This window comes from Pseudomonas sp. GW821-FHT01C01, from assembly GCF_059422645.1.
Genome location: NZ_JBWKXF010000008.1, coordinates 78,618 through 104,898, shown reverse-complemented (window position 1 = coordinate 104,898; position 26,281 = coordinate 78,618). Strand labels below are relative to the sequence as shown.

Annotated in this window: 22 protein-coding genes; 12 read left to right on the top strand and 10 right to left on the bottom strand. The window is 59.5% G+C overall.

What is annotated here, in order from left to right; translation table 11 throughout:
* Positions 1-65 precede the first annotated feature (65 nt).
* On the bottom strand, positions 66-965 hold the full coding sequence (locus AC07XF_RS08155; protein ID WP_495026093.1) for a LysR family transcriptional regulator ArgP: 900 nt from the start codon (positions 963-965) through the stop codon (positions 66-68).
* A 96-nt stretch (positions 966-1,061) separates the two neighbouring features.
* On the opposite strand from AC07XF_RS08155, the gene AC07XF_RS08150 reads away from it, so the two are divergent.
* The 3 genes from AC07XF_RS08150 (at position 1,062) to AC07XF_RS08140 (ending at position 2,833) form a co-directional block, all read left to right on the top strand.
* Positions 1,062-1,463, top strand: a complete 402-nt coding sequence (locus AC07XF_RS08150; RefSeq protein WP_495026092.1) for an ACT domain-containing protein — start codon at positions 1,062-1,064, stop codon at positions 1,461-1,463.
* A 6-nt stretch (positions 1,464-1,469) separates the two neighbouring features.
* Positions 1,470-2,072, top strand: coding sequence for a LysE/ArgO family amino acid transporter (locus AC07XF_RS08145; RefSeq protein WP_495026091.1), 603 nt, complete (start codon positions 1,470-1,472; stop codon positions 2,070-2,072).
* Between the two features lie 164 nt (positions 2,073-2,236).
* The gene (locus AC07XF_RS08140; protein WP_495026090.1) at positions 2,237-2,833 is read left to right on the top strand and encodes a superoxide dismutase; all 597 of its coding nucleotides are present in this window, start codon (positions 2,237-2,239) and stop codon (positions 2,831-2,833) included.
* Positions 2,834-3,046: 213 nt separating this feature from the next.
* Here the strand turns inward: AC07XF_RS08140 and AC07XF_RS08135 are convergent, their stop codons facing one another.
* Entirely contained in the window at positions 3,047-3,313 is a 267-nt protein-coding gene (locus tag AC07XF_RS08135; RefSeq protein WP_495026089.1) for a DUF6124 family protein, read from the bottom strand.
* Positions 3,314-4,519: 1,206 nt separating this feature from the next.
* On the opposite strand from AC07XF_RS08135, the gene AC07XF_RS08130 reads away from it, so the two are divergent.
* The 7 genes from AC07XF_RS08130 to AC07XF_RS08100 all read left to right on the top strand — a co-directional run bounded on the left by AC07XF_RS08130 (position 4,520) and on the right by AC07XF_RS08100 (position 16,444).
* Positions 4,520-6,571 carry a putative bifunctional diguanylate cyclase/phosphodiesterase gene (locus tag AC07XF_RS08130; protein ID WP_495026088.1) on the top strand — a complete coding sequence of 684 codons (2,052 nt, stop codon included), beginning with the start codon at positions 4,520-4,522 and terminating at the stop codon, positions 6,569-6,571.
* Positions 6,572-6,797: 226 nt separating this feature from the next.
* Positions 6,798-8,144 (top strand): imelysin family protein, encoded by a 1,347-nt coding sequence (locus tag AC07XF_RS08125; protein WP_495026087.1) that lies wholly within the window; start codon positions 6,798-6,800, stop codon positions 8,142-8,144.
* Between the two features lie 275 nt (positions 8,145-8,419).
* Complete coding sequence (locus AC07XF_RS08120) at positions 8,420-9,847, top strand: di-heme oxidoreductase family protein (protein WP_495026086.1); 1,428 nt, start codon at positions 8,420-8,422, stop codon at positions 9,845-9,847.
* A gap of 27 nt (positions 9,848-9,874) precedes the next feature.
* On the top strand, positions 9,875-10,939 hold the full coding sequence (locus tag AC07XF_RS08115; protein ID WP_495026085.1) for an imelysin family protein: 1,065 nt from the start codon (positions 9,875-9,877) through the stop codon (positions 10,937-10,939).
* 14 nt (positions 10,940-10,953) lie between these two features.
* Entirely contained in the window at positions 10,954-12,054 is a 1,101-nt protein-coding gene (locus AC07XF_RS08110; RefSeq protein ID WP_495026084.1) for a DUF1513 domain-containing protein, read from the top strand.
* 201 nt (positions 12,055-12,255) lie between these two features.
* Positions 12,256-13,404 carry an efflux RND transporter periplasmic adaptor subunit gene (locus AC07XF_RS08105; protein WP_495026083.1) on the top strand — a complete coding sequence of 383 codons (1,149 nt, stop codon included), beginning with the start codon at positions 12,256-12,258 and terminating at the stop codon, positions 13,402-13,404.
* A gap of 13 nt (positions 13,405-13,417) precedes the next feature.
* Positions 13,418-16,444 carry a multidrug efflux RND transporter permease subunit gene (locus AC07XF_RS08100; RefSeq protein ID WP_495026082.1) on the top strand — a complete coding sequence of 1,009 codons (3,027 nt, stop codon included), beginning with the start codon at positions 13,418-13,420 and terminating at the stop codon, positions 16,442-16,444.
* Between the two features lie 183 nt (positions 16,445-16,627).
* On the opposite strand, the gene AC07XF_RS08095 is transcribed toward AC07XF_RS08100, so the two are convergent.
* The 5 genes from AC07XF_RS08095 to colR all read right to left on the bottom strand — a co-directional run bounded on the left by AC07XF_RS08095 (position 16,628) and on the right by colR (position 20,346).
* Positions 16,628-16,855 (bottom strand): hypothetical protein, encoded by a 228-nt coding sequence (locus tag AC07XF_RS08095; RefSeq protein WP_495026081.1) that lies wholly within the window; start codon positions 16,853-16,855, stop codon positions 16,628-16,630.
* 2 nt (positions 16,856-16,857) lie between these two features.
* The gene (locus AC07XF_RS08090; RefSeq protein WP_495026080.1) at positions 16,858-17,571 is read right to left on the bottom strand and encodes a lipopolysaccharide kinase InaA family protein; all 714 of its coding nucleotides are present in this window, start codon (positions 17,569-17,571) and stop codon (positions 16,858-16,860) included.
* 4 nt (positions 17,572-17,575) lie between these two features.
* The gene (locus AC07XF_RS08085; RefSeq protein ID WP_495026149.1) at positions 17,576-18,244 is read right to left on the bottom strand and encodes a class I SAM-dependent methyltransferase; all 669 of its coding nucleotides are present in this window, start codon (positions 18,242-18,244) and stop codon (positions 17,576-17,578) included.
* Positions 18,245-18,398: 154 nt separating this feature from the next.
* Positions 18,399-19,673, bottom strand: coding sequence for a sensor histidine kinase (locus tag AC07XF_RS08080; RefSeq protein ID WP_495026079.1), 1,275 nt, complete (start codon positions 19,671-19,673; stop codon positions 18,399-18,401).
* On the bottom strand, positions 19,663-20,346 hold the full coding sequence (colR, locus tag AC07XF_RS08075; protein ID WP_007985839.1) for a two-component system response regulator ColR: 684 nt from the start codon (positions 20,344-20,346) through the stop codon (positions 19,663-19,665). Before colR ends, AC07XF_RS08080 begins: the two co-directional genes overlap by 11 nt.
* A 202-nt stretch (positions 20,347-20,548) precedes the next feature.
* Between colR and AC07XF_RS08070 the strand changes: the two genes are divergently transcribed.
* The gene (locus AC07XF_RS08070; RefSeq protein ID WP_495026078.1) at positions 20,549-22,498 is read left to right on the top strand and encodes an LTA synthase family protein; all 1,950 of its coding nucleotides are present in this window, start codon (positions 20,549-20,551) and stop codon (positions 22,496-22,498) included.
* A gap of 54 nt (positions 22,499-22,552) precedes the next feature.
* Positions 22,553-23,296 carry a phosphatase PAP2 family protein gene (locus tag AC07XF_RS08065; RefSeq protein ID WP_495026077.1) on the top strand — a complete coding sequence of 248 codons (744 nt, stop codon included), beginning with the start codon at positions 22,553-22,555 and terminating at the stop codon, positions 23,294-23,296.
* Between the two features lie 215 nt (positions 23,297-23,511).
* Here AC07XF_RS08065 and groL read toward each other — a convergent pair whose 3' ends face one another.
* From groL to AC07XF_RS08050, 3 genes are all read right to left on the bottom strand, one after another.
* The gene (groL, locus tag AC07XF_RS08060) at positions 23,512-25,158 is read right to left on the bottom strand and encodes a chaperonin GroEL (RefSeq protein ID WP_007985845.1); all 1,647 of its coding nucleotides are present in this window, start codon (positions 25,156-25,158) and stop codon (positions 23,512-23,514) included.
* Positions 25,159-25,207: 49 nt separating this feature from the next.
* Positions 25,208-25,501, bottom strand: coding sequence for a co-chaperone GroES (locus tag AC07XF_RS08055; RefSeq protein WP_007985847.1), 294 nt, complete (start codon positions 25,499-25,501; stop codon positions 25,208-25,210).
* A gap of 248 nt (positions 25,502-25,749) precedes the next feature.
* Positions 25,750-26,226, bottom strand: coding sequence for an FxsA family protein (locus AC07XF_RS08050; protein WP_108228577.1), 477 nt, complete (start codon positions 26,224-26,226; stop codon positions 25,750-25,752).
* Positions 26,227-26,281 lie beyond the last annotated feature (55 nt).

Sequence of the window (26,281 nt, the reverse complement as noted above, 5' to 3'; positions counted from 1 at the left end):
CAAGCTGCAAGCTGCAAGTTAAAAACGGTCCGCAAGCGCTTCACTTGCAGCTTGCAGCTTGACGCTTAAGGCTGCTCCCAGGGCACCAGCCATTGCTTCGATGCGCGTACCAATTGATCGGTGAGCAGACCCAGCAACTGGCCGCCATTGCGCCAATGATGCCAGTACAGCGGCACGTCGATGGGTTTATCTGGCAAAAGCTCCAGCAAAACACCGCGTTCCAGCTGTTCACGAACCTGCAATTCCGGAACCAGGCCCCAGCCCAAACCGGCTTCGGTCAATCGAATAAAGCCTTCCGACGACGGGCATAAATGGTGTTCGAAACCACCCTCGACGCCGAGGGACGCAAGATATCGATGCTGCAGGAAATCGTCCGGGCCAAACACCAGCGCCGGGGTACGGGCCAACTGATCGGCGCGTACACCTTGCGGAAAATGCCTGGCAATAAAGGCCGGGCTGGCCAGTGCACGGTAACGCATGGCCCCCAGCAACACGCTGCGCGCCCCTGCCACCGGACGCTCGCTGGCACAGACGCAAGCCGCCACCTCGCCGGCGCGCATGCGCTTGAGGCCGACGGTCTGGTCTTCGACCACCAGATCCATCAACAGATGTTGTTCCGCGCAAAACGCCCCCACGGCCTGCGCCCACCACGTGGCCAGGCTGTCGGCGTTCAGCGCGATCCGCAGGCGTTCGGGCAGGCCCTCTTCATCCAGCGCAGGCACCAGGCTTTGCAAATCCCGTTCAAGCAAGCGCACCTGTTGCACATGGTTGAGCAGCCGCCGACCGATTTCCGTCGGCGTTGGCGGCGTGGCCCGCACCAGCACCGGCTGGCCAACCCGCGCTTCCAGCAGCTTGATGCGCTGGGAAATCGCCGATTGCGACAAGCCCAGCACCTGGGCCGCCCGTTCAAAACCGGCCTGTTCGACCACGGCCGCCAGGGCAGAAAGCAATTTATAGTCGAACATCAGTTTTCCTAATGAGCGATCAGCAAGATTGGTTTTTCTTATACAGCCTTCACAAGGACAATGACCAGCAAGAACTCTTGAACAAGGATCCCCCACATGGCTGGCGAAACTTCATTGGCAACGCTGCTGCGCAGCATGAGCCCGCAACTCAACGCCGGCGAATACGTGTTCTGCACCCTGCGCGACGGCAGGTTGCCCTCGGATCTGGAGATTGTCGGCAGCTTCCGCGAACAGGAAGGCCTGACCGTGATTCTCGAACGCTCCCACGCCGAAAAGGCCGGATTCAGCTTCGACTACATCGCCGCCTGGATCACTTTGAATGTGCATTCAGCCCTCGAAGCGGTCGGCCTGACCGCCGCGTTCGCCACGGCACTTGGTCAGGCAGGCATCAGCTGCAACGTGATTGCCGGCTACTACCACGACCATTTGTTTGTCGGCCAGACCGACGCCGACCGAGCCCTGCAAGTGCTGCGGGATCTGGCAGCCAACGCGGAGTAAAAAATCATGTGGCAAAGTTATGTCAACGGCCTGTTGGTGGCCTTCGGCCTGATCATGGCGATCGGGACCCAGAATGCGTTTGTCCTGGCGCAAAGCCTGCGGCGTGAGCATCACCTGCCGGTGGCGGCGCTGTGCGTGGCATGCGATGCCCTGTTGGTGGCCGCCGGGGTGTTCGGCCTGGCGACCGTACTGGCTCAAAATCCGACGCTGTTGGCGATTGCCCGCTGGGGCGGCGCAGCGTTTCTGTTGTGGTACGGCAGCCAGGCGCTGCGTCGGGCCTTTTCGACACAGAGCCTGCAAGAGGGCGAAAACCAGACCGTGCGCTCACTGAGGGCGGTCATGCTCAGCGCATTGGCGGTGACGCTGCTCAACCCGCACGTCTATCTGGACACCGTTTTACTGATCGGCTCCCTCGGCGCACAACAAACCGAGCCCGGCGCTTATGTAGTAGGCGCGGCCAGTGCCTCGCTGCTGTGGTTCTTCACCCTGGCGCTCGGTGCGGCATGGCTGGCACCGTGGCTCGCCCGCCCCAGTACCTGGCGAATTCTCGATCTTTTGGTGGCAGTGATGATGTTTGCCGTAGCGTTCCAGTTGATCGCAGCCATCTGATTCGCGGAACCTCTATTCCACACAGTTGTTGCGTGGTTATGCCGCCCCCCCGGTGCTATGATCCGTCTCCCTGCGCCGCAAAGAGTACAAACTCCCCGGCGCTTGTCTGGCCGCCCGTGATCGGCCTTGCGCTCACCGCAACTGACCTGATTAGGAGAATCATCATGGCTTTCGAATTGCCGCCGCTGCCGTACGCACACGATGCCCTGCAGCCGCACATTTCCAAGGAAACCCTGGAATACCACCACGACAAGCACCACAACACCTACGTCGTGAACCTGAACAACCTGGTGCCAGGCACCGAGTTCGCAGGCAAGACCCTGGAAGAAATCGTCAAGACTTCCTCGGGCGGTATCTTCAACAACGCCGCTCAGGTCTGGAACCACACTTTCTACTGGAACTGCCTGGCGCCAAACGCTGGCGGTCAACCAACCGGCGCACTGGCTGAAGCCATCAACGCAGCGTTCGGTTCGTTCGACAAGTTCAAGGAAGAGTTCAGCAAGACTTCCATCGGCACCTTCGGTTCCGGTTGGGGCTGGCTGGTGAAGAAGGCTGACGGTTCCCTGGCCCTGGCCAGCACCATCGGCGCCGGCAACCCGCTGACCAACGGCGACACCCCGCTGCTGACCTGCGATGTCTGGGAACACGCTTACTACATCGACTATCGCAACCTGCGTCCGAAGTACGTCGAAGCGTTCTGGAACCTGGTCAACTGGAAATTCGTGGCTGAGCAGTTCGAAGGCAAAACCTTCACCGCTTAAGCTCGACGCCAGTCAAAAAAACCCGGCTTATGCCGGGTTTTTTTTTGAGTTCGGGAAAGTCCGAAAAGTGGCCACATCAATGAAAAACGTGTCGATTATCCGGCCGTCTTCGCGAGCAAGCCCGCTCCCACACTGGATCGTGTCGTATACAGATCAAATGTGGGAGCGGGCTTGCTCGCGAAGAACGATGACGCGGTCAACCTGACTGAATACCTATCCCTGCGGATCGACGTTATCCAACGCACGATTCACCGCCAGTTCCGCCAGCATGATGATCTGCGCAATGGCCAACGCCGTGTTGCGCTGAGGGCCGGTCAGGAAGGTGGCGAAATCACTCGCCATGACGTTGGCTGAAGCCAGTGATTCACAGGCGTGGGCAAGAAGGCTTTCAGTGTCCATGTCGGGAACGATCATGAACATGGTGCAGGGGCTGTAGGGTTTGGTGGTGCTGCTGGGGGGATCGGGGATTAACTTATCCACTGAAATATTCCTATGCGGTGGGTGCCACCCATTGCCGTTCTCACACGGCAAAGAGGTGGCAGCTATGTGCGAGGTGAGAAAACCGGTCATAGGCACCCGGCCAGACAAAAGTCTGCCCGCACACAGCCGCCATAACGCATTTACAGACAGCGGATTAGCTGGCGGCAATTATGCGGATACTGGCACTGGATGACTATGACTTGCCGGGTTCTCACACCCGATCGCTGAGTTTTCAGCGACAGTCAAAGGCTATTGAGTCCGCTTCTGACGGGCAACCTGAAAACTGCGTGGGAAACTTCTGGTGTTTCCGCATGTGTTTAAACATGTAAAAGCGGAACGCGGAGCGTCCTTGGCGGCATTCCCACGCGGGAGCGTGGGAACGATCAGCTTAGAGGCGTGGGAGATTGGTCGGTTGTCAGGCCGCCTTCGCAGGCAAGCCAGCTCCCACAGGGATCGGGGCCATCTGCAAGAAATTGGTCGGCTGGCAGGTCGCCTTCGCTGGCAAGCCAGCTCCTACGAAGAGCAGGAGCAGATCGGCGTACACCTCCGCTCTTCACCATTCATCAGGCCGAGCGTTAGCTCGCCTGCAGCTCTTGATCTTGATCCACCCGCCCCCTCGGGAGGCTGAGTGGAGGCGTTCATCCGGGGGGGGGGGGCGCGCAGCGCCGTTCGGCGAAGCCGAACACATCGAGAGGAGGTCGAAGCGAAGCCGACCGGAGGCGATGCCCCCGGATGAATGCCGGAGCGAAGGAACCCCGAGCCTCAGCGAGGGGCCGGACGCAAGGGGCGAGACCTTTGGTTCCTTTGGGGCGTTTGCCAAAGGGACTCGCCGTAAGGGCGAAACCATAAGCCGCCGTTACCGCAGCAACGGATATGTACTCAGTCAACAAAAGTCAGGTCGGCTATCAGGCCGCCTGAGCGAGCACCCCAGAACAATTTCTCACGATGAAACAAGTCTTGCCCCCCTTGCCCCAACGCCCCGGACGACTAACATCAAACAAAAGGAAAATATCTCCACCCCCGCCCCTCAAGTTGAAGGACTCGACAACCGACACAGTGCTAATAGGCTAACTCGTCAAGACAACTGCAAATCGGCCAAGCTAAAGGCAAAATCCCTCAAGGATGATTGTCCCTTTGACTGCCATCACGGGATTGCCAATACTCATGGCAACTTGATGCTACCCGCACGGAACAAGGAATAACCCTTTGAAGCTGGAACTCAAGAACAGCTTGTCGGTGAAGTTGCTCCGGGTCGTACTCCTGTCGGCATTGATCGTCGGCGTGGTCTTGAGCTGCGCGCAGATTGTTTTCGATGCCTATAAAACACGCCAGGCCGTCGCCAGCGATGCCGAGCGCATCCTCGACATGTTTCGCGACCCCTCGACCCAGGCTGTCTATAGCCTGGACCGGGAAATGGGCATGCAAGTGATCGAAGGCCTGTTTCAGGACGACGCCGTGCGCCAGGCTTCCATCGGCCATCCCAACGAAGCCATGCTCGCGCAAAAATCCCGCGAGTTACAGCACTCCCACAGTCGCTGGCTGACCGACCTGATTCTTGGCAAGGAACGCACCTTCACCACCCAACTGGTCGGTCGCGGGCCGTACAGCGAGTATTACGGCGACCTGAGCATCACCCTCGATACCGCCACTTACGGCCAGGGGTTCATTGTCAGCTCGGTGATCATCTTCATTTCCGGCGTACTGCGCGCGCTCGCCATGGGGCTGGTGTTGTATCTGGTCTATCACTGGCTGCTGACCAAGCCGCTGTCGCGGATCATCGAGCACCTCACGGAGATCAATCCGGATCGTCCCAGCGAGCACAAGATTCCGCTGCTCAAGGGGCACGAAAAAAACGAACTGGGCATCTGGATCAACACCGCCAACCAGTTGCTCGAATCCATCGAACGCAATACCCATCTGCGCCACGAAGCGGAAAACAGCCTGTTGCGCATGTCCCAGTACGATTTCCTGACGGGGCTGCCGAACCGCCAGCAATTGCAGCACCAACTGGACAAGATCCTCATCGACGCCGGCAAGTTGCAGCGCCGGGTCGCGGTGTTGTGTGTCGGCCTCGATGACTTCAAGGGCATCAACGAGCAGTTCAGCTACCAGACCGGCGACCAGTTGCTGCTGGCGCTGGCCGATCGCCTGCGCGGCCATAGCGGTCGCCTCGGCGCCCTCGCCCGTCTCGGTGGCGACCAGTTCGCCCTGGTCCAGGCCGATATCGAGCAGCCCTACGAAGCCGCCGAGCTGGCGCAAAGCATTCTCGATGATCTGGAAGCGGCGTTTGCCCTCGACCATCAGGAGATCCGCCTGCGCGCCACCATCGGCATCACCCTGTTTCCCGAGGACGGTGACAGCACGGAGAAATTGCTGCAAAAGGCCGAACAGACCATGACGCTGGCCAAGACCCGCTCGCGCAACCGCTATCAGTTCTATATCGCCAGCGTCGACACCGAAATGCGCCGCCGCCGCGAACTGGAAAAAGACCTGCGCGATGCGCTGGTCCGCAATCAGTTCTACCTCGTCTACCAGCCGCAGATCAGCTATCGCGACAACCGCGTGGTGGGCGTCGAAGCCCTGATTCGCTGGCAACACCCCGAGCACGGCATGGTGCCACCGGACCTGTTCATCCCGCTGGCCGAACAGAACGGCACCATCATCGCCATCGGCGAGTGGGTGCTGGACCAGGCCTGCAAACAATTACGCGAGTGGCATGACCAGGGCTTCAGTGACCTGCGCATGGCGGTGAACCTGTCCACGGTTCAATTGCACCACGCCGAACTGCCACGGGTGGTCAACAACCTGCTGCAAATGTACCGCCTGCCGCCGCGCAGCCTGGAGCTGGAAGTCACCGAAACCGGCCTGATGGAAGACATCAGCACCGCGGCCCAGCACTTGCTCAGCCTGCGCCGCTCCGGCGCGCTGATCGCCATCGACGACTTCGGAACCGGCTATTCGTCCTTGAGCTATCTGAAGAGCCTGCCGCTGGACAAGATCAAGATCGACAAGAGTTTCGTCCAGGACCTGCTCGATGACGACGACGATGCGACCATCGTTCGCGCCATCATCCAGCTGGGCAAGAGCCTGGGCATGCAGGTGATTGCCGAAGGTGTGGAAACCGCCGAGCAGGAGGCCTACATCATTTCCGAAGGCTGCCACGAAGGTCAGGGTTATCACTACAGCAAGCCATTGCCGGCGCGGGAACTGGGCCTATACCTGAAGCAGGCCCAACGCAGTAACGCGGCTATTTTGTAACCCCCCCTGTAGGAGCGAGCTCGCTCGCGATGATCCTGAGAGCAACACGCTCATTCAGAATAAACGCGTCATCGTTCACGTCCATCGCGAGCAAGCTCGCTCCTACAGTGAATAAGAAATATTTCCAGGTACAACCCTTTACACATAATGCGAAAGATTTGCATTATGTCGCAGTTTTGCGTGTGCATTGCACGACTCCACCCCTTATCGAAGCAGGATGTTCGCCATGATTCGTATGCCTCTGGCTACCGCCAGTCTGTTGGCCATCGCTATTTCCCTCGCCGGTTGCGGCGAAGGTAAAGACCAAGAAAAAGCTGCCGCGCCTGCGCCAGCTGCCAGCACTGCGGCGGCTCCAGCCGCTGCGCCTGCCGCTGCCGGTAAAGTCGACGAAGCCGCCGCCAAAGCCGTTGTCGCCCATTACGCCGACATGGTTTTCGCCGTTTACAGCGATGCCGAATCCACCGCGAAGACCCTGCAAACCGCCGTAGACGCCTTCCTCGCCAAGCCGAACGCCGACACCCTGAAAGCCGCCAAGGCTGCCTGGGTCGCCGCTCGCGTGCCTTACCTGCAGAGCGAAGTGTTCCGCTTCGGCAACACCATCATTGACGACTGGGAAGGTCAGCTGAACTCCTGGCCGCTGGACGAAGGCCTGATCGACTACGTCGACAAATCCTACGAGCACGCCCTGGGCAACCCGGGTGCCACTGCCAACATCATCGCCAACACTGAAGTGCAGATCGGCGAAGACAAGGTCGATGTCAAAGACATCACCCCGGAAAAACTCGCCAGCCTGAACGAGCTGGGCGGTTCCGAGGCCAACGTCGCCACCGGCTACCACGCCATCGAATTCCTGCTCTGGGGCCAGGACCTGAACGGTACCGGCCCTGGCGCCGGCAACCGTCCGGCTTCGGACTACCTGGAAGGCAAAGGCGCTACCGGCGGTCACAACGATCGTCGTCGTACTTACCTGAAGTCCGTGACTCAGCTGCTGGTCAGCGATCTGGAAGAAATGGTCGGCAACTGGAAGCCGAACGTGGCCGACAACTACCGCGCCACCCTGGAAGCGGAACCGGCTGAGTCCGGCCTGCGCAAAATGCTGTTCGGCATGGGCAGCCTGTCCCTGGGCGAACTGGCGGGCGAGCGCATGAAGGTTTCCCTGGAAGCCAACTCCCCGGAAGACGAACAGGATTGCTTCAGCGACAACACCCACAACTCGCACTTCTACGATGCCAAGGGCATTCGTAACGTTTACCTGGGCGAATACACCCGCGTTGATGGCAGCAAAATGACCGGCGCCAGCCTGTCGTCCCTGGTGGCCAAGGCCGACCCGGCTGCCGACACCGCGCTGAAAAACGACCTGGCCGCTACCGAAGCCAAGCTTCAAGTCATGGTCGACCACGCCAACAAGGGTGAGCACTACGACCAGTTGATCGCCGCCGGCAACACCGCAGGCAACCAGATCGTCCGTGACGCCATCGCTTCCCTGGTCAAGCAGACCGGTTCGATCGAAGCCGCCGCTGGCAAACTGGGTATCAACGACCTGAACCCGGACAACGCTGATCACGAATTCTGATCAACGCTGGCTGAGTGAAAAAGGCGACCTTCGGGTCGCCTTTTTTGTCGAGCCGAGCACCATCAATGTGGGAGCGGGCTTGCTCGCGAAAGCGCCGTGTCAGGCAACATCCATGGGGACTGATCCACCGCCTTCGCGAGCAAGCCCGCTCCCACAGGGTTCAGTGTGATCCGAATAACCTGCCCGACATCAAGCAAACGATAATTCCTCTTATTCAAATTCCCATCCCCTGTTAGACTTTGCGCCCTTGTTTTGCTCGTCTTGCAGGATGTCTGATGCCCCCGCTGCCTCTTCGCTTGTCCGCACTGTTTCTGGCCCTGGGCCTGAGTGCCTGCGATGACGCCCCGAAATTCACCCGGGCCGAACCCGGTGAAGCCCGCTCCGGCGGCAGTGCGACGGTGCGCAAGACTGATCAGAACGCGTTTTCCATGCCCTCGGCGAATCTGCCGCCGTCACGACGCGTGGATTTCAGCGTCGGCAACAGTTTCTTCCGCAGCCCTTGGGTGATTGCCCCATCGACGACGACCGCTCGCGATGGCCTCGGCCCGCTGTTCAACACCAATGCCTGCCAGGGCTGCCACATCAAGGACGGTCGCGGCCACCCGCCAGCGCCCAACGACGTAAATGCCGTGTCGATGTTGGTGCGCCTGTCGATTCCCGACGCCCCGGCGTATGCCAAGGTCATCGAGCAGCTCGGCGTGGTGCCGGAGCCCGTCTACGGCGGTCAGTTCCAGGACATGGCCGTACCCGGTGTGGCCCCCGAAGGCAAAGTGCGGGTCGATTACACCCCCGTGCCGATTCGCTTCAAGGACGGTACTGAAATCGAGCTGCGCAAACCGAGCCTGAACATCACCCAACTGGGCTACGGCCCGATGCACCCCGACACCCGTTTCTCGGCGCGTGTAGCGCCGCCAATGATTGGCCTGGGCCTGCTCGAAGCGATCCCCGACGAGGCGATCCTGGCCAACGCCGAGGCACAGGCCAAGGCGAACAACGGCATCGCCGGACGCCCGAACCAGGTGTGGGACGACGCCCAACAAAAGACAGTGCTGGGAAGATTTGGCTGGAAAGCCGGACAACCGAACCTCAATCAGCAAAATGTTCACGCGTTTTCGGGTGATATGGGCCTCACGACCAGCCTGAAACCCTTTGATGACTGCACGGACGCGCAAACGGCCTGCAAACAGGCACCGAGTGGCAACGGCCCGAATGGCGAGCCGGAAGTCAGCGACAACATTCTGCGCCTGGTGCTGTTCTACAGCCGCAACCTTGCCGTACCGGCCCGTCGTGACGTTAACGCCCCTGAAGTGCTCGCAGGCAAAAACCTGTTTTATCAGGCCGGCTGCCAGTCCTGTCACACACCGAAATACACCACCGCCGCCAACGCTGCCGAACCTGAACTGGCCAATCAAGTGATTCGCCCGTACAGCGATCTGCTGTTGCATGACATGGGCGACGGCCTGGCCGACAACCGTACCGAGTTCCAGGCCAGTGGTCGCGAATGGCGAACCCCGCCGTTGTGGGGCATCGGCCTGACACAGGCGGTCAGCGGCCACACCCAGTTCCTGCACGACGGCCGCGCCCGCAACCTGCTCGAAGCCGTGCTCTGGCATGGCGGCGAGGCGACAGCGGCGCAGCAACAGGTTTTGTCTTTCAATGCCGAGCAACGCGCTGCGTTGCTGGCGTTCCTGAATTCTCTTTAATACGCATTCCACTCGCGGGAGCCCGACATGTTCCGTCCCAAATTGTTGTTCACCAGCCTTGCCGCCCTCGCCCTGGGCGCCTGCTCGCCCCAGGACCCGCAAGCGGTCACGTCGGCGGCCATTGCCAAGTCGGTGATCCTGCCGACCTACACCCGCTGGGTTGAAGCCGACCGTCAATTGGCGGTCAGCGCCCTCGCCTACTGCGAAGGCAAGGAAACCCTGGAAACCGCCCGTGCCGATTTCCTCCACGCGCAAAAAGCCTGGGCCGAACTGCAACCCTTGCTGATCGGGCCGTTGGCTGAAGGCAACCGTTCGTGGCAAGTGCAGTTCTGGCCGGACAAGAAAAACCTGGTGGGCCGTCAGGTCGAGCAACTGGTCACCGCCCAGCCGCAAATCGATGCCGCCGCACTGGCCAAGTCCAGCGTCGTGGTGCAGGGCCTCTCGGCCTACGAATACATTCTGTTCGACAGCAAGCCTGACGTGGCCAACGCTGAACAGAAGGCCAAGTACTGCCCACTGTTGGTCGCCATCGGTGAACGCCAGAAGCAATTGGCCGAAGACATTCTGCAAACCTGGAACAACACCGACGGCATGCTCGCGCAAATGAGCAAATTCCCGAACCAGCGCTACGCCGACTCCCACGAAGCGATCGCCGATCTGCTGCGCGTGCAAGTCACGGCCATCGACACCCTGAAGAAAAAACTCGGCACGCCGATGGGCCGCCAGAGCAAGGGCGTGCCGCAACCGTTCCAGGCCGATGCATGGCGTAGCCAGTCGTCCCTGACCAGCCTCGAAGCCAGCCTCGCGGCCGCCAAAACGGTCTGGGAAGGTGTAGATAACAAAGGCCTGCGCAGCCTGTTGCCGAGCGATCAGAAACCGTTGGCCGACAAGATCGATACCGCCTACGCCGCCTCGCTGAAACTGTTCGCCGGCAACCAGCGCTCGCTGACCGAAATGCTCGGTGACGACGCCGGCCGCCAGCAGCTCAACGACCTGTACGAAAGCCTCAACGTTGTACATCGTCTGCACGAGGCTGACCTGGCCAAGGCGCTGGGCATCCAACTGGGCTTCAACGCCAACGACGGTGACTGATGAGGGCGAGCTCCATGCTGCGACGCCAGGCTCTGACATTAGGTGGTTTGTTGCTGGGTGCAGTGACGCTGGGCGGCTGGAAGCTGTTCAAGCAAAAGGACAGGAGTCCATTGTTGCTTTCGGCACGGGACGATACCGATGGCCAGCATTACGCCGTCGGATATCGGCTGGATGGCACCCAGGTGTTCGCCACCCGGGTCGGCCAGCGCTGCCACGACATCATCAACCACCCGACACTGCCGATTGCGCTGTTTGTCGCCCGCCGCCCCGGGACCGAGAGCTACCTGATCGACCTACGCGACGGCGCGCTCCTGCAAACCGTGGTGTCACAGCCGAACCGACACTTCTACGGTCACGCGGTCATTCACCACAGCGGCGACTGGCTGTATGCCACCGAAAACGACACTACCGATCCGGGTCGCGGCCTGCTCGGCGTGTATAAATTCGAAGGCGGACGGCTGGTGCACAGCGGTGAGATTTCCACCCACGGCCTCGGTCCGCACCAGGTGTCGTGGATGCCCGATGGCGAAACCCTGGTGGTGGCCAACGGCGGGATTCGCACCGAGGCCGAAAGCCGGGTCGAAATGAACCTCAACGCCATGGAGCCGAGCCTGGTCCTGATGCAACGTGACGGCACCCTGCTGAGCAAGGAAACCCTCGCCCAGCAGATGAACAGCGTGCGCCACCTCGCCATCGCCAGCGACGGCACCATTGTCGCCAGCCAGCAATTCATGGGCGCGGCCCACGAGTCGTCGGAGCTTTTGGCGATCAAGCGTCCCGGTCAGCCTTTCGTCGCGTTCCCGGTGCCCGAGCACCAGTTGCAGGCGATGGGGCATTACACCGCCAGCGTCGCGGTACACAGCGATTTGCGTCTGGTGGCGTTGACTGCACCGCGGGGCAACCGCTTTTTCATCTGGGACCTGGACAGCGGTGAAGTACGCCTGGATGCCCCCTTGCCCGATTGCGCCGGGGTCGGCGCCGTGGCCGATGGTTTTGTCGTGACCTCGGGTCAGGGGCGCTGTCGCTACTACGACTGCCGCCAGACAAACCTCGTTGCAAAACCGCTGGAGCTACCCGCTGGGCTCTGGGACAACCATCTGCATCTGATGGCGTAAATCATTGAAAAGATCGCCGCCTTGGGCCGCGCCTGCATCGGGATGACATACACCCCGCAGGCACGGCCCAAGGCGGCGAATCTTTTCCGGCTTTCACCTCTCTAATACCTCACAACCTGTAAAAACGGCAGTTGGATTACCCTCTACACTCCCGGTAATGTGCCCCACTGTCTCACCTGATTTTCTCCAAGGAACTGGAATATGCTGCGTCGCCGCATGCTGATCATGTTGGGTGTTGTTCTACTGATTGTGCTGGTCCTGGCCGCGTACAAAGCCTTCTCTATCTATACGATGGTTCAAGGTTACTCGGCACCCAGACCGGCCATCAGCGTTGCCGTGGCCACTGCCACCGAGCGCCCATGGCAAGCCCGCCTGCCTACCGTTGGCACGCTCAAGGCATTGCAAGGCGTGGACCTGAGCCTGGAGACAGATGGCACCGTCATCGATTTGCAGTTCGAGTCAGGGCAAAAGGTCAAGGCCGGTCAACCACTCCTGCGCCTCGACAGCGCCGTAGAAAGTGCCCTGCTGGAAACTGCTCTGGCCGACCTCGGCCTGGCACAGCTCGATTACGGTCGCGGTAGCCAACTGGTCGGCAGCCAGGCCATTTCCAAAGGCGAGTTCGACCGACTTTCGGCGGTGCTGAAAAAGAGCAAGGCCACGGTCAATCAACTCAAGGCTGCGCTCGGCAAAAAAAGCATCGTCGCGCCCTTCAGCGGGACCATCGGCATTCGTCAGGTCGACGTTGGCGACTATCTTGCCAGCGGCACCATGATCGCCACCCTGCAAGACCTCAGCAGCCTGTATGTCGACTTTTTTGTGCCCGAGCAGTCGGTGCCGAAGATTGCTCTCGGCCAGCCAGTGCAGGTCATTGTCGCGGCGTATCCGGCCCAGGAGTACCCCGGCACCATCAGTGCAATCAACCCTAAAGTCGAGAACAGCACCCGTAACGTGCAGGTCCGCGCCACCCTGGCCAACCCCGATGGCAAGTTGATGCCCGGCATGTTCGCCAGCCTCCAGGTGCTCCTGCCCGACCCGCAGCCGCGCATCGTGGTGCCGGAAAGCGCGATTACCTACACGCTCTACGGCAACTCGGTGTATGTGGCCGTACCAAAGAAGGCCGAAGACGGCAGCCCGGAAAAGGATGACAAGGGCCTGCCGGTGCTGATCGCCGAACGGCGTTTTGTCGAAACCGGCGAACGCCGCGACGGGCAAGTGATGATCACCAAAGGCGTGCAGAGCGGCGAGAAAGTGGTGACCGCCGGCCAGCTCAAACTGGATAACGGCGCACACATTGCCATCAGTAACGACAAGACCCTGGCCGAGCAGAACAGCCTGCCAAGCGCGGACTGATCAAGGAATCCCCATGGCTTTTACCGACCCGTTCATCCGCCGCCCGGTTCTCGCAAGCGTGGTCAGCCTGCTGATTGTGCTGCTGGGCTTCCAGGCCTGGGGCAAGCTCCCGCTGCGCCAGTACCCGCAAATGGAAAACGCCCTGATCACGGTGACCACCGCCTACCCCGGGGCCAACGCCGAGACCATCCAGGGCTATATCACCCAACCGATGCAGCAAAGCCTGGCCAGCGCCGAGGGCATCGATTACATGACGTCGGTCAGTCGCCAGAATTTCTCGGTGATCTCGATCTACGCGCGCGTCGGCTCCAATAGCGACCGTCTGTTTACCGAACTGCTGGCCAAGGCCAACGAAGTCAAGAACCAACTGCCCCAGGACGCTGAAGATCCGGTATTGAGCAAAGAGTCTGCCAATGCGTCAGTGCTGATGTACATCAGTTACTTCAGCAAGGAAATGAACAACCCGCAGATTACCGATTACCTGTCACGGGTGATCCAGCCGAAACTGGCGACCTTGCCCGGCATGGCCGAAGCCGAGATCCTCGGTAACCAGGTCTTTGCCATGCGCCTGTGGCTGGACCCGGTGAAGCTCGCGGGTTTCGGCCTGAGTGCCAGCGATGTGACCAACGCGGTGCGCCAGTACAACTTCCTCTCTGCCGCCGGCGAGGTGAAAGGCGAATACGTGGTCACCAGCATCAACGCCAATACCGAACTCAAGTCCGCAGAAGCCTTCGGGGAGATTCCGCTCAAGGTCGATGGCGACAGCCGTGTATTGCTGCGCGATGTGGCGCGTGTGGAAATGGGTGCGGAGAACTACGACACCATCAGTTCGTTCGGTGGCACCCCTTCGGTGTACATCGGCATCAAGGCGACGCCCGGTGCCAACCCGCTGGAAGTGATCAAGGAAGTACGCAAGATCATGCCGGAGCTGGAGGCCCAGCTGCCGCCGAACCTAAAAGGTGAAATCGCCTATGACGCCACCCTGTTCATCCAGGCTTCGATCGACGAAGTGGTGAAAACCCTGTTCGAAGCGGTGCTGATCGTGATCGTGGTGGTGTTCCTGTTCCTCGGCGCCCTGCGTTCGGTGGTGATCCCGGTGGTGACCATCCCGCTGTCGATGATCGGCGTCATGTTCTTCATGCAGATGATGGGGTACTCGATCAACCTGCTCACCCTGCTGGCGATGGTATTGGCCATCGGCCTGGTGGTGGACGACGCCATCGTGGTGGTGGAAAACATTCATCGCCACATCGAGGAAGGCAAGACGCCGCTCGACGCTGCCATTGAAGGCGCCCGGGAAATCGCCATGCCGGTGGTTTCGATGACCATCACCCTGGCGGCGGTGTACGCACCGATCGGTTTCCTGACCGGCCTGACCGGGGCGCTGTTCAAGGAGTTCGCCCTGACCCTGGCCGGCGCGGTGGTGATTTCCGGCATCGTCGCCCTGACCCTGTCGCCGATGATGTGTGCGTTTCTGCTGCGCCACGACGAGAACCCCAGTGGCCTGGCCCATCGCCTGGACGTGATTTTCGAAAGCCTCAAACGCCGCTACCAGAGCATGCTTCACGGCACCCTCAACACCCGGCCGGTGGTGCTGGTGTTCGCCGTGATCGTTCTGTGCCTGATTCCGGTCCTTCTCAAATTCACCAAATCGGAACTGGCGCCGGATGAGGACCAGGGCATCATTTTCATGATAGCCAACGCCCCGCAACCGACCAACCTCGACTACCTGAACACCTACACCGACGAGTTCGTCTCGATCTTCAAGGCGTTTCCCGAGTACTACTCGTCGTTCCAGATCAACGGTTTCAACGGCGTGCAATCGGGTATCGGCGGTTTCCTGCTCAAGCCATGGAACGAACGCAGCCGTACGCAAATGGCGATCCTGCCCGAGGTGCAGGCCAAACTGGGAAGCATCCCGGGGTTGCAGATTTTCGGCTTCAACCTGCCGTCCCTGCCGGGCACCGGCGAAGGCGTGCCGTTCCAGTTCGTCATCAACTCCGCCAACGATTACGAATTGCTGCTGCAGGTGGTCGAACGGGTAAAAAAACGTGCGCATGAATCCGGCAAGTTTGCGTTTGTCCACGTTGACCTGGCCTTCGACAAGCCGGAAGTGGTGGTGGATATCGACCGCGCCAAGGCTGCGCAGATGGGGGTTTCCATGCAGGATCTGGGGGGAACCCTGGCGACCCTGCTGGGTGAAGCCGAGATCAACCGTTTCACCATTGAAGGTCGCAGCTATAAGGTCATTGCCCAGGTCGAGCGGCCGTTCCGCGACAATCCGGACTGGCTGAACAATTACTACGTGAAAAACACCAAGGGCGAACTGTTGGCGTTGTCGACCCTGATCACCGTCACCGACCGTGCTCGACCGCGACAGCTGAACCAGTTCCAGCAACTGAACTCGGCCATCCTGTCCGGAGTACCGATGGTGAGCATGGGGGAAGCCATCGACCTCGTGCGCCAGATCGCCCGGGAAGAAGCGCCCGCCGGTTTTGCCTTCGACTACGCCGGCGCATCGAGGCAGTACGTTCAGGAAGGCAGTGCCCTGTGGGTCACCTTTGCCCTGGCACTGGCGGTCATTTTCCTCGTGCTGGCGGCCCAGTTCGAAAGCTTCCGCGACCCGCTGGTGATTCTGGTCACCGTGCCGCTGTCTATCTGCGGCGCATTGATTCCGCTGTTCCTGGGTTGGTCGAGCATGAACATCTACACCCAGGTCGGCCTGGTGACGTTAATCGGGCTGATCAGCAAGCACGGCATTCTGATCGTCGAGTTCGCCAACCAGCTACGCAAGGACAAGGGCCTGACGGCACGCGAAGCCGTAGAGGAAGCTGCGGCCATCCGGCTGCGCCCGGTCTTGATGACCACCGCGGCGATGGTCTTCGGCATGGTGCCATTGATCATCGCCTCCGGTGCTGGCGCGGTCAGCCGGTTCGACATCGGCACGGTCATCGCGACGGGCATGTCGATCGGCACGTTGTTCACCCTGTTTGTGTTGCCGTGCGTCTACACGGTGCTGGCCAAACCCGATAAACCCTGACGCAGAAAAACCTGTGGGAGCGGGCTTGCTCGCGAAAGCGGCGCATCATTCAACAAGGATGTTGCCTGACCCACCGCTTTCGCGAGCAAGCCCGCTCCCACATTGAATCGTGCATGTTTGAAAGTCAGGAGCAAAAAAAAAGGCCTCGCATCAGCGAGGCCTTTCATTTGGGCTTCAATCGGTTCAATTTTGCGGCCTCAATCCCTGAGAAAGTCCGAACATGAACAACAACAAATCATGATCGGGTTGAGTGGCCACGGATGCCTTCACAACCCGTGGCAACGGACAATGTTCTTCTGCGCTTATCGAGCTGAGAACCTGGGGACGTGGTTGCTCCCAGGCTGCCATCGCGATTGATGCAACTGCCAAGGCTCCTACCAGAAATAAACCTCGTGCAATTTCGAGTTTCATCGCTATAAACCCTTGATAGCGCTGCCAAACGCCGTCTCATAAAAGTAGACGAGTTTTTTCCAGTCTGCCTCGCTGAACGACGAGTGGCGACGCAATTGCTTCATGTCATGGGCAGCTGCGCGATTGGCGCTCAAGCGCTGTCGGCATTTCTCCAGATCGATCAGGGCAACTTCGACCTTGGCCGACTCGCCCTCACCGGTCACGCGAACAAATACGTGTTTGATGTACATGCAGCTGTGCTGCCAACGGCCCTTGTGCATGCGAGCCAGGTTTTCAGCCAGGTCCTTGAGCACTCGGTCGTATACGGCTTCACCATGACGCTCGCGACCGCCACCGGCGTACCAGTGCTCGATTTCCTCAAAGCCATCCAGCGACTTGGTGGCCAGCAAGGCACGCCATTTATGCACAGGATCACGCTGTGCGCCGCAGAAAACGATTTGCGGGACCCGTACGCCAAGCTCGCTCACACCGATGAGCGCATCACGCTCGCGCAGTACCGTAGGTCGACCGAACGGATGCTGCCAGCTACGATGGATATGCCCGGTCTGGCGCTTGACGTAGAGCAGTTGACCATCACTGCCCATCACTCGTTGAACGCCGCTTTCCCCTCCGCGACGGACGTTGGGTTCTTCTACCCATTCACCGCGCTGATTCCAAAAGTAATCGAAGCGGTCCTGGGAAGCGACTTCCGTTTCTGCTGCACACTGCACTGCCATCCTGTTACCTCTTGCGTAATACGTAAACTCGCCACATGGCATAGAACGGCAAAAAGTCCAGTTGTTCCTGGATTCGGAAACCCGCCTGCTCAAATTCTTTTTCTACGGTAGCGGCCGGTAACACAAACCGGTTTTGGTAACCTTCCTGCCCACGGGTTTTCTCCGAACGCTTGCGTTTCCAGGCCTTGAAATTGCCATCGACCCATAGCGACAGGATCACACTGTCACGGGAAACACGCTCGAACTCGCGCAAAATAGCCATGCGATGCTCGGCTTCACCGATGTGGTGGAGCAAGCGCATGCAAAAAATGCTGTCGACGGAGTTGTCCGGCAAGGCAATGTCGAATGCAGACGTGTGCAAGGGTTGTACCCGTTTCACCACGTCGGCAGGCTGCGCCTGGGTTGCGATTTTCAGCATGGACTCCGAGTTATCGGCGCCGATGATCACACGATTGGATTTTTCCGCCAGCAAGGGCCAGAAACGCCCTGCGCCGCACGGCAAGTCGAGGACCAAGCCAGGTTCGCCAACCAGGGACAAAGCCTTGCGCGCCAGTTGTTCGTCACGCCGATGGGACAATCGACGGCCGAGACCATCCTGATGCTTGCGCAAATAGCGTTGCGCGTGTTGATCATCGTACTTTTCGGAAAAATCGAGTTTGATCGGGCCGTCCATCATCAGGTCTCCTGAACTTCGGATAGCAACTACCTTAGGTTTCGTGGTGTAGGTGACAGGTGATCCACTTGTGAAAATTTCGTTGTAGGAAACCATGAAGTATTACAGGCTTTTACAGAGTTGACAGGGTCTACTGGACACCTGACTCAACTGATCAAGTTTGAGACAACTCCACCTGAAAACGGCATCCATTAGGCTCCATGGTTGTCAGGCTGACGCTCCAGCCCTGGTTTTCACAGATCCGCTGCACCAGTGAAAGCCCCAGGCCCAACCCATCCCCGCGTTTTTCGCTGCCCCGAACGAACGGTTCGAACATCGCCTCGCGTTTTTCCTCGGGAATGCCCACACCACTGTCTTCGACCAGAAAGCCCGTGCCCGTCAGGGTCAGGCGGATGAAGCCCTGTTCGGTGTAGTGCAAGGCATTGCGCAGCAAGTTACCCATCACCGCGTGCAGCAGCGTTGCATTGTAGCCCTTGGCCTCAGGCTTGCCCGGCTCGAAGATCAGCTCCAGCCCTTTGCTTTCAATGGGCTCGCGCCACAGACCGAGCAGGCCCTCGGCCACCTGGCCCAGGGACTGCTGCGGCGACATGCTGGCGTCTTCGCGCTGGGCACGGGCCAGCATCAGGAAGGTTTGCACCAGCTCACGCATTTCTTCACATGCCCGGGCGATGCGCTCGACCTGGGCGCGACCGCGCTGATCGATACCGGGATTTTCCAGCAACAACTCGCAGGAACTGGCCAATATCATCAGCGGGGTACGCAATTCGTGGCTGACGTCGCTGGTGAACAACCGCTCGCGGGTCAAGGCCTGACGCAAGCGCCCGAGGGTGGCGTCGAAGGCCACGGCCAATTCGCCCACTTCGTCGGCGGCATAGTCCGGGGCCAAAGGGGGGGCCAGGCCGAGCAGTTGATCGCGATGGCGCACCTGGCGGGCCAGCCGCACCACCGGCGCCATGACCTTGCGTGCCAGGACCCGGCCGAGAAACACCGCCAGCGCCAGGCTCAGTACGAAACCCGACAGTACCACGGCAAACAGCACCCGCTCACGCTCTTCGAAATCGCTCTGGTCCTGCAACAACACGTAACGCCGGCCGTCGACGATTTCGACCATGGCGTGGTACGACAGGTTTTCACGGAACACTTCGTGGAAACCCGGCTCCAGGTGGCGCAAATCCTTGGGCAACCTGAAATCACCTGGCCCGCTGCTGAAGTAGAACAATTGGTCCGGTTCGGGGCGATGGCTCCAGTTCGCGACATTGTCCATCAGCAACAGGCGCTGTAAATCGCCGCCCAGGCCCGCCGAAATCAGTTTTTCTTCCACCAGGTGCACGGTCGCCACGATGCCCATGGCAAAGGTACCCGCCACCAGTGCGCTCATCAGCGCAAAGGCAATGATGATTCGTTGAGCAAGGCTCTGCTTAAACTCCATCACGGCCCTCGGCCAAGCGATACCCCACACCGTGTACGGTTTGCAGCAATGGCTTGGCGAACGGCTTGTCGATCACCTGGCGCAGTTGGTGGACATGGCTGCGCAGGCTGTCGCTGTCCGGACAGTCATCGCCCCACAGGGCCTCTTCGAGAATTTCACGGCGCAGCACATGAGGGCTTTTCTGCATCAATACGGCCAGCAACTTCAGGCCGACCGGGTTGAGTTTCAGCAACCGGCCTTCGCGAGTGACTTCCAGGGTGTCGAGGTCATAGCTCAGGTCACCGACCTGCAAGGTCCGCCGCCCACCGCCCTGGGTTCGGCGCATGACCGCTTCGATACGCGCCGCCAGTTCAGACAGGGCGAACGGTTTGATCAGGTAGTCGTCGGCACCGGACTTGAAGCCTTGCAGACGGTCATCCAGTTGATCGCGGGCCGTGAGCATGATCACCGGCGTTTCGCGGCGGGCATCCTCGCGCAGGCGTTTGCACAGGGTGTAGCCATCGATGCCGGGCAGCATGATGTCGAGTACGATCAAATCGTAGTGCTCGGTGGCCGCCAGATGCAGGCCAGACAGACCATCCTGCGCGCAATCCACGGTATAGCCTTTGAGCCCCAGGTAATCGGCCAGGTTGGCCAGGATATCGCGGTTGTCTTCAACCAATAGAATTCGCATGGGTATCTCTCCGTCCACAGTAACGGCCATCATGGCCCGCGCAGCTTAAGGCCAAGTGTGGCTCACGGCTAGGGGAAGGCAGTACATGGATCAATTCGCTCAACCAAAAGGTATGATTGACAAGTTTTTCACTATCGATTCACACGCTACCTACAGTGGGCAGTGAAGACTGTCGCGCGATTGATAATAAGGAATATAGAAAATGGACCATTTGAAGACGGGCCCCATGCGCTATTTGCTGCTGGTCACCGGCACCTGGCTGGCGATATTTTTTCTGACTCGAACAGTCCTGCTCCTCACGCATCTGGATGAGGCAGGAAGCGGCTTCCTGTCGGTTTTCGGTATCGGCCTGCTTTACGACCTGGGTTTTATCGCTTACGCAGCGCTGCCCATGGGTCTCTACCTGTTGTTGTGCCCGCCGGCCTTGTGGCGCAGTCGTGGGCACCGCTGGTTTCTTCAAGGTCTGCTGACCGTCAGTCTGTTCGCGATGCTGTTCACCTCGGTGGCCGAATGGCTGTTCTGGGATGAATTCGGCGTTCGCTTCAACTTCATCGCCGTCGACTACCTGGTGTATTCCGACGAAGTACTGAACAACCTGCTGGAGTCATACCCGATCGGCACGCTGCTGAGCATCCTCGCCGTGCTGGCCGTAATCCTGAGTCTGGTATTGCGCAAACCCTTCAACGCTGCACTTGATGCGCCGTTGCCGCCGCTGCGTGGCCGCCTGCTCAATGCACTCGGTTTGTTGATCGTCGCCGGCCTGAGCATGCAGTTGCTCAGCCAGGATGCCCCGCGCGCCCAGGGCGGCAACGCCTATCAGAACGAACTGGCGAGCAATGGTCCCTACCAGTTCTTCGCCGCGTTCCGTAACAACGAACTGGACTACCCGCAGTTCTACAAAACGCTGCCGGCGAAAGTCGTTGCCCAGCAGATTCGCACCGAACTGGCCGAACCCAATGCCCGCTTCGTTGGCCAGGACCCGCAGGACATCCGTCGGCAAATCGATAACCCGGGCACGCTGCGCAAGCCCAACATCGTGCTGGTCACCATTGAAAGTTTCAGCGCCAAGTACATGGGCAGCAACGGCGACACCCGCAACTTGACGCCCAACCTTGATGCCTTGCGCAAGCAGAGCCTGTATTTCAATAACTTCTACGCCACCGGCACCCGCACCGATCGCGGCCTGGAAGCCATCGCCCTGGCGATTCCGCCGACGCCCGGTCGCTCGATCGTCAAGCGTGTGGGTCGCGAAAGCGGCTTTGCCAGCCTTGGCCAGCAACTTAACGCCGTGGGCTACGACAGCGTATTTGTTTACGGCGGTCGCGGTTACTTCGACAACATGAACGCGTTCTTCAGCGGCAACGGTTACCGCGTCGTGGACCAGAGCAGCGTTGATGAGTCGGAGATTCACTTCAAGAATGCCTGGGGCATGGCTGACGAGGATCTCTACAATCAGACACTGAAACTGGCGGATACCGACTATGCCAAGCAGCAACCATTCCTGCTGCAGCTGATGACGACGTCCAACCACCGCCCCTACACCTATCCGGACAACCGGATCGACATCAAGTCCGGCAACGGCCGTGACGGCGCGGTGAAATACACCGACTACGCCATCGGTCATTTTCTCGATCTGGCGCGCCAAAAACCCTGGTTTGACAATACAATCTTCATTTTTGTCGCCGACCACACCGCAGGCAGCGCCGGTAAGGAAGACTTGCCCATCGCCAACTATCAGATTCCGCTGTTCATCTATGCACCGAAGCTGATCGAAGCACGGGAAACGGCGCAGCTGGCCAGTCAGATCGACCTCGCGCCCACTTTGCTCGGGTTGCTCAATCTCGATTATGAATCGACGTTCTTTGGCCGTAACCTGTTGCAGGACAACCCGCTGCCGCCACGCGTAGTGGTCGGCAACTACCAGCACCTGGGGTTGTTCGACGGCAAGGACCTGGCGATTTTGAGCCCACGCCAGGGATTGCGTCGTCACGATGAAGCGCTGACCGAAAGTCGCGAGTCCCGGTCGACCGCCGACGACCCGCTGATCACCCGCGCCATCACCTATTACCAAACCGCCAGTTATGGCTTCAAGCAACAGCTGCTTGGCTGGAAGGCGCCCAAGGAGGGTGCCGGTCAAGTCGGCGAACGTTAACCGAATCGCCCCGGGCTGATGCCCCGGGGCTTTTTCCTTTGTTCAGGATCCACCATGTCATCAACTGCTGTCCGCCCTGCCCCTCGCCCGCTCAACTTCTGGGTGTGCCTGGGGGTTCCCGCCGTTGCGGCGATCATTCTGGTGTTGCTCGAACTGACCTCACTGGACATGGACCTTGCCAAGCTGTTCTACGACCCGGTCGCGGGTGATTTCATCGGACGGCACAGTTACTTCCTGGAAAACATCCTGCATACCCGCGCCAAGCAGGTCGTCATTGCATTTTCGGTGTTCGCCATCTTCGGCTACATCGCTTCGTTCTTCATGGCCAGGCTCAAACCGCTCAAGCGCGAACTGGGCTGCCTGGTGCTGTCCCTCGGCCTGGCGACTTCCTTTGTCACGCCGATGAAAGCGGTGACTGCGGTGCAATGCCCATGGAGCCTTGAACAATTTGGCGGTCATGAGACGTACAGCGAACTGTTGAGCCCTCGCCCGCATACTGATAAACCGGGACGTTGCTGGCCCGGCGGTCATGCGGCCACAGGCTTCACCCTGTTTGCCCTGTTTTTCGTATTGCGCGACCGTCGCCCGCGTATGGCTCGTGCAGCGTTTGTCTTCGCCTTCGCCCTCGGCTCGGTGTTCTCCATCGGGCGGATGATGCAAGGCGCGCACTTCTTTTCGCACAACGTGTGGACCGCGGTGTTCTGCTGGCTGATTTGTTTGGGGTCGTATTACTACGTTCTGTATCGACCGGCGTTGAAGGCTGATCGCAAGGTAAATGCAGAACCAGTCAGCGCCTGACCTGACGCCATCGCGAGCAGGATTTACGCAACTCCCTGTGGGAGCGGGCTTGCTCGCGAAGGCGGTGGTTCAGACAACTTAATGGGTGACTGACACCCCGTTTTCACGAGCAAGCCCGCTCCCACAATGGATCGATGTAAACATTGAATTCCGGGCAATAAAAAACCCCGCCTGCTTTCGCAGGCGGGGTTTTTTCGTACAGGGGTAAGGCTGGCTTACATCATGCCGCCCATGCCGCCCATACCGCCCATGTCTGGCATACCGCCGCCAGCACCGCCGTCTTTCTTCGGTGCATCAGCAACAGCGGCTTCGGTGGTCAGGATCAGACCGCCGATCGACGATGCAGCTTGCAGCGCGGAACGGGTGACCTTGGTCGGATCCAGGATACCCATTTCGATCATGTCGCCGTATTCGCCAGTCGCAGCGTTGTAACCGAAGTTACCTTTACCGTTCTTGACTTCGTTGACCACAACGCTTGGCTCGTCACCGCTGTTGGCAGCGATCTGACGCAGCGGTGCTTCAACAGCACGGCGCAGAACAGCGATACCTACGTCCTGATCAGCGTTGTCGCCTTTCAGATCGTTCAGGGTTTGCAGAGCGCGGATCAGCGCAACGCCACCGCCAGGTACCACGCCTTCTTCAACGGCAGCACGGGTAGCGTGCAGGGCGTCTTCAACGCGGGCTTTCTTCTCTTTCATTTCTACTTCGGAACCAGCGCCAACCTTGATCACTGCAACGCCGCCGGACAGCTTGGCCAGACGCTCTTGCAGTTTTTCACGGTCGTAGTCCGAGGAAGTTTCGGCAACCTGAGCACGGATCTGAGTGATGCGTGCTTCGATGTCGCCGTGTACGCCAGCACCGTCAACGATGATGGTGTTTTCCTTGGACAGGGTCACGCGCTTGGCGCTGCCCAGGTTTTCCAGGGTTGCGCTTTCCAGGCTCAGGCCGATCTCTTCGGAGATAACGGTACCGCCGGTCAGAACGGCGATGTCCTGCAGCATGGCCTTGCGACGATCGCCGAAGCCTGGAGCCTTGACGGCTGCGACTTTAACGATGCCACGCATGTTGTTCACAACCAGAGTCGCCAGGGCTTCGCCTTCAACGTCTTCGGCCACGATCAGCAGCGGACGGCCGGCTTTGGCAACGGCTTCCAGCACTGGCAGCATTTCGCGGATGTTCGAGATTTTTTTGTCGACCAGCAGGATCAGCGGGCCGTCCAGCTCAGCGACCATGGTCTCTGGCTTGTTGACGAAGTACGGGGACAGGTAGCCACGGTCGAACTGCATGCCTTCAACAACCGACAGTTCGTTTTCCAGGCCCGAGCCTTCTTCAACGGTGATCACGCCTTCTTTACCGACTTTTTCCATGGCTTCGGCAATGATGTCGCCGATGGAGTTGTCGGAGTTGGCCGAGATGGTGCCAACCTGAGCGATAGCCTTGGTGTCAGCGCATGGCTTGGACAGGTTTTTCAGCTCTTTGACGATGGCGATGGTCGCCTTGTCGATGCCGCGCTTGAGGTCCATCGGGTTCATGCCGGCAGCGACGGCTTTCAGGCCTTCGTTGACGATCGACTGAGCCAGAACGGTAGCGGTGGTAGTACCGTCACCAGCGTCATCGTTGGCACGGGAGGCAACGTCTTTGACCAGCTGCGCGCCCATGTTTTCGAAACGGTCTTCCAGTTCGATTTCTTTGGCTACGGAAACGCCGTCCTTGGTGATGGTCGGAGCGCCGAAGCTCTTCTCGATGATCACGTTACGGCCTTTCGGGCCCAGGGTCGCTTTTACCGCGTCAGCCAGGACGTTGACGCCTTTGAGCATTTTCTTGCGGGCGGAATCGCCAAACAGAACTTCTTTAGCAGCCATGATCGATATTCCTTAAATACTTTGTAGTAGCGGAAAATGAACGGGGGTATCAGCCTTCGATAACAGCGAGGATTTCGTTCTCGCTCATTACCAGCAGGTCTTCGCCGTCGACTTTCACAGTGTTGCTGCCGGAGTAAGGACCGAACACAACCTTGTCGCCCACTTTCACGGACAGTGCACGCACTTCACCGTTTTCCAGTACGCGGCCGGTGCCTACAGCGAGGATTTCGCCGCTGTTGGCTTTTTCAGCAGCCGAACCTGGCAGGACGATACCGCCAGCGGTTTTCTTTTCTTCTTCGCTGCGACGGATGACGACGCGGTCATGCAGAGGACGAAGCTTCATTGTCGATCTCTCCTAATTGTGGTTTTCATCGGCCGGTGTAGTCCCGGCGGGTTTAACAAAGTCCGGCGGCGCCGGTTGCGGCTCGTCAAGCGAACCGCGGAAGTCTGTCTGGCGTGTTCGCCAGAAACCTTGCGGTGACCGTTACATAAGGGCGCATAAGCTTATTACAAGGGCGGCGATGAAAAATTTTTCAGGTCGATGCCCCACAAACGAACACGGCACCCGAAGGTGCCGTGTGGATGTACGTTTTACTTGGTATCGCGATGTTCGAACTCGCCTTCGATCACGGTCGGTTCACGACCCAGCGGCTCGCGGGGGGCAGGACCGCCACGTGCTTGCAGGTCGTCGGCGAACGCTCGCTGACGCATGGCCTGCTCTTCGGCGCGCTGGCGCATTTTACCCGCCAGCAGGCGGCGACTGAACGGCAGCAGCATGAACAGGCCGATCACATCGCTGATGAAACCCGGAAGAATCAGCAGGCCACCGGCCAATGCCAGCATCAGGCCTTCGAGCATGGTCTGGGCCGGCAGTTCACCGCGGCTCAGGCTTTCACGGGCACGCAGGGCCGTGGCCAGGCCGGCGATGCGCAGCACGAACACGCCGAACATCGAGCCGAGAATGATCAGCAGCAGGGCCGGGAAAAACCCGATAGACCCTGCCACCTTGACGAATACGAACAGCTCCAACACCGGGAACAGCAGAAAGAGCAACAAAAAAGGGCGCATCAAATGGTTCCTCAACGCAAGAATGCCTTGCCAGTTCACCTTAGATGACGTCGCC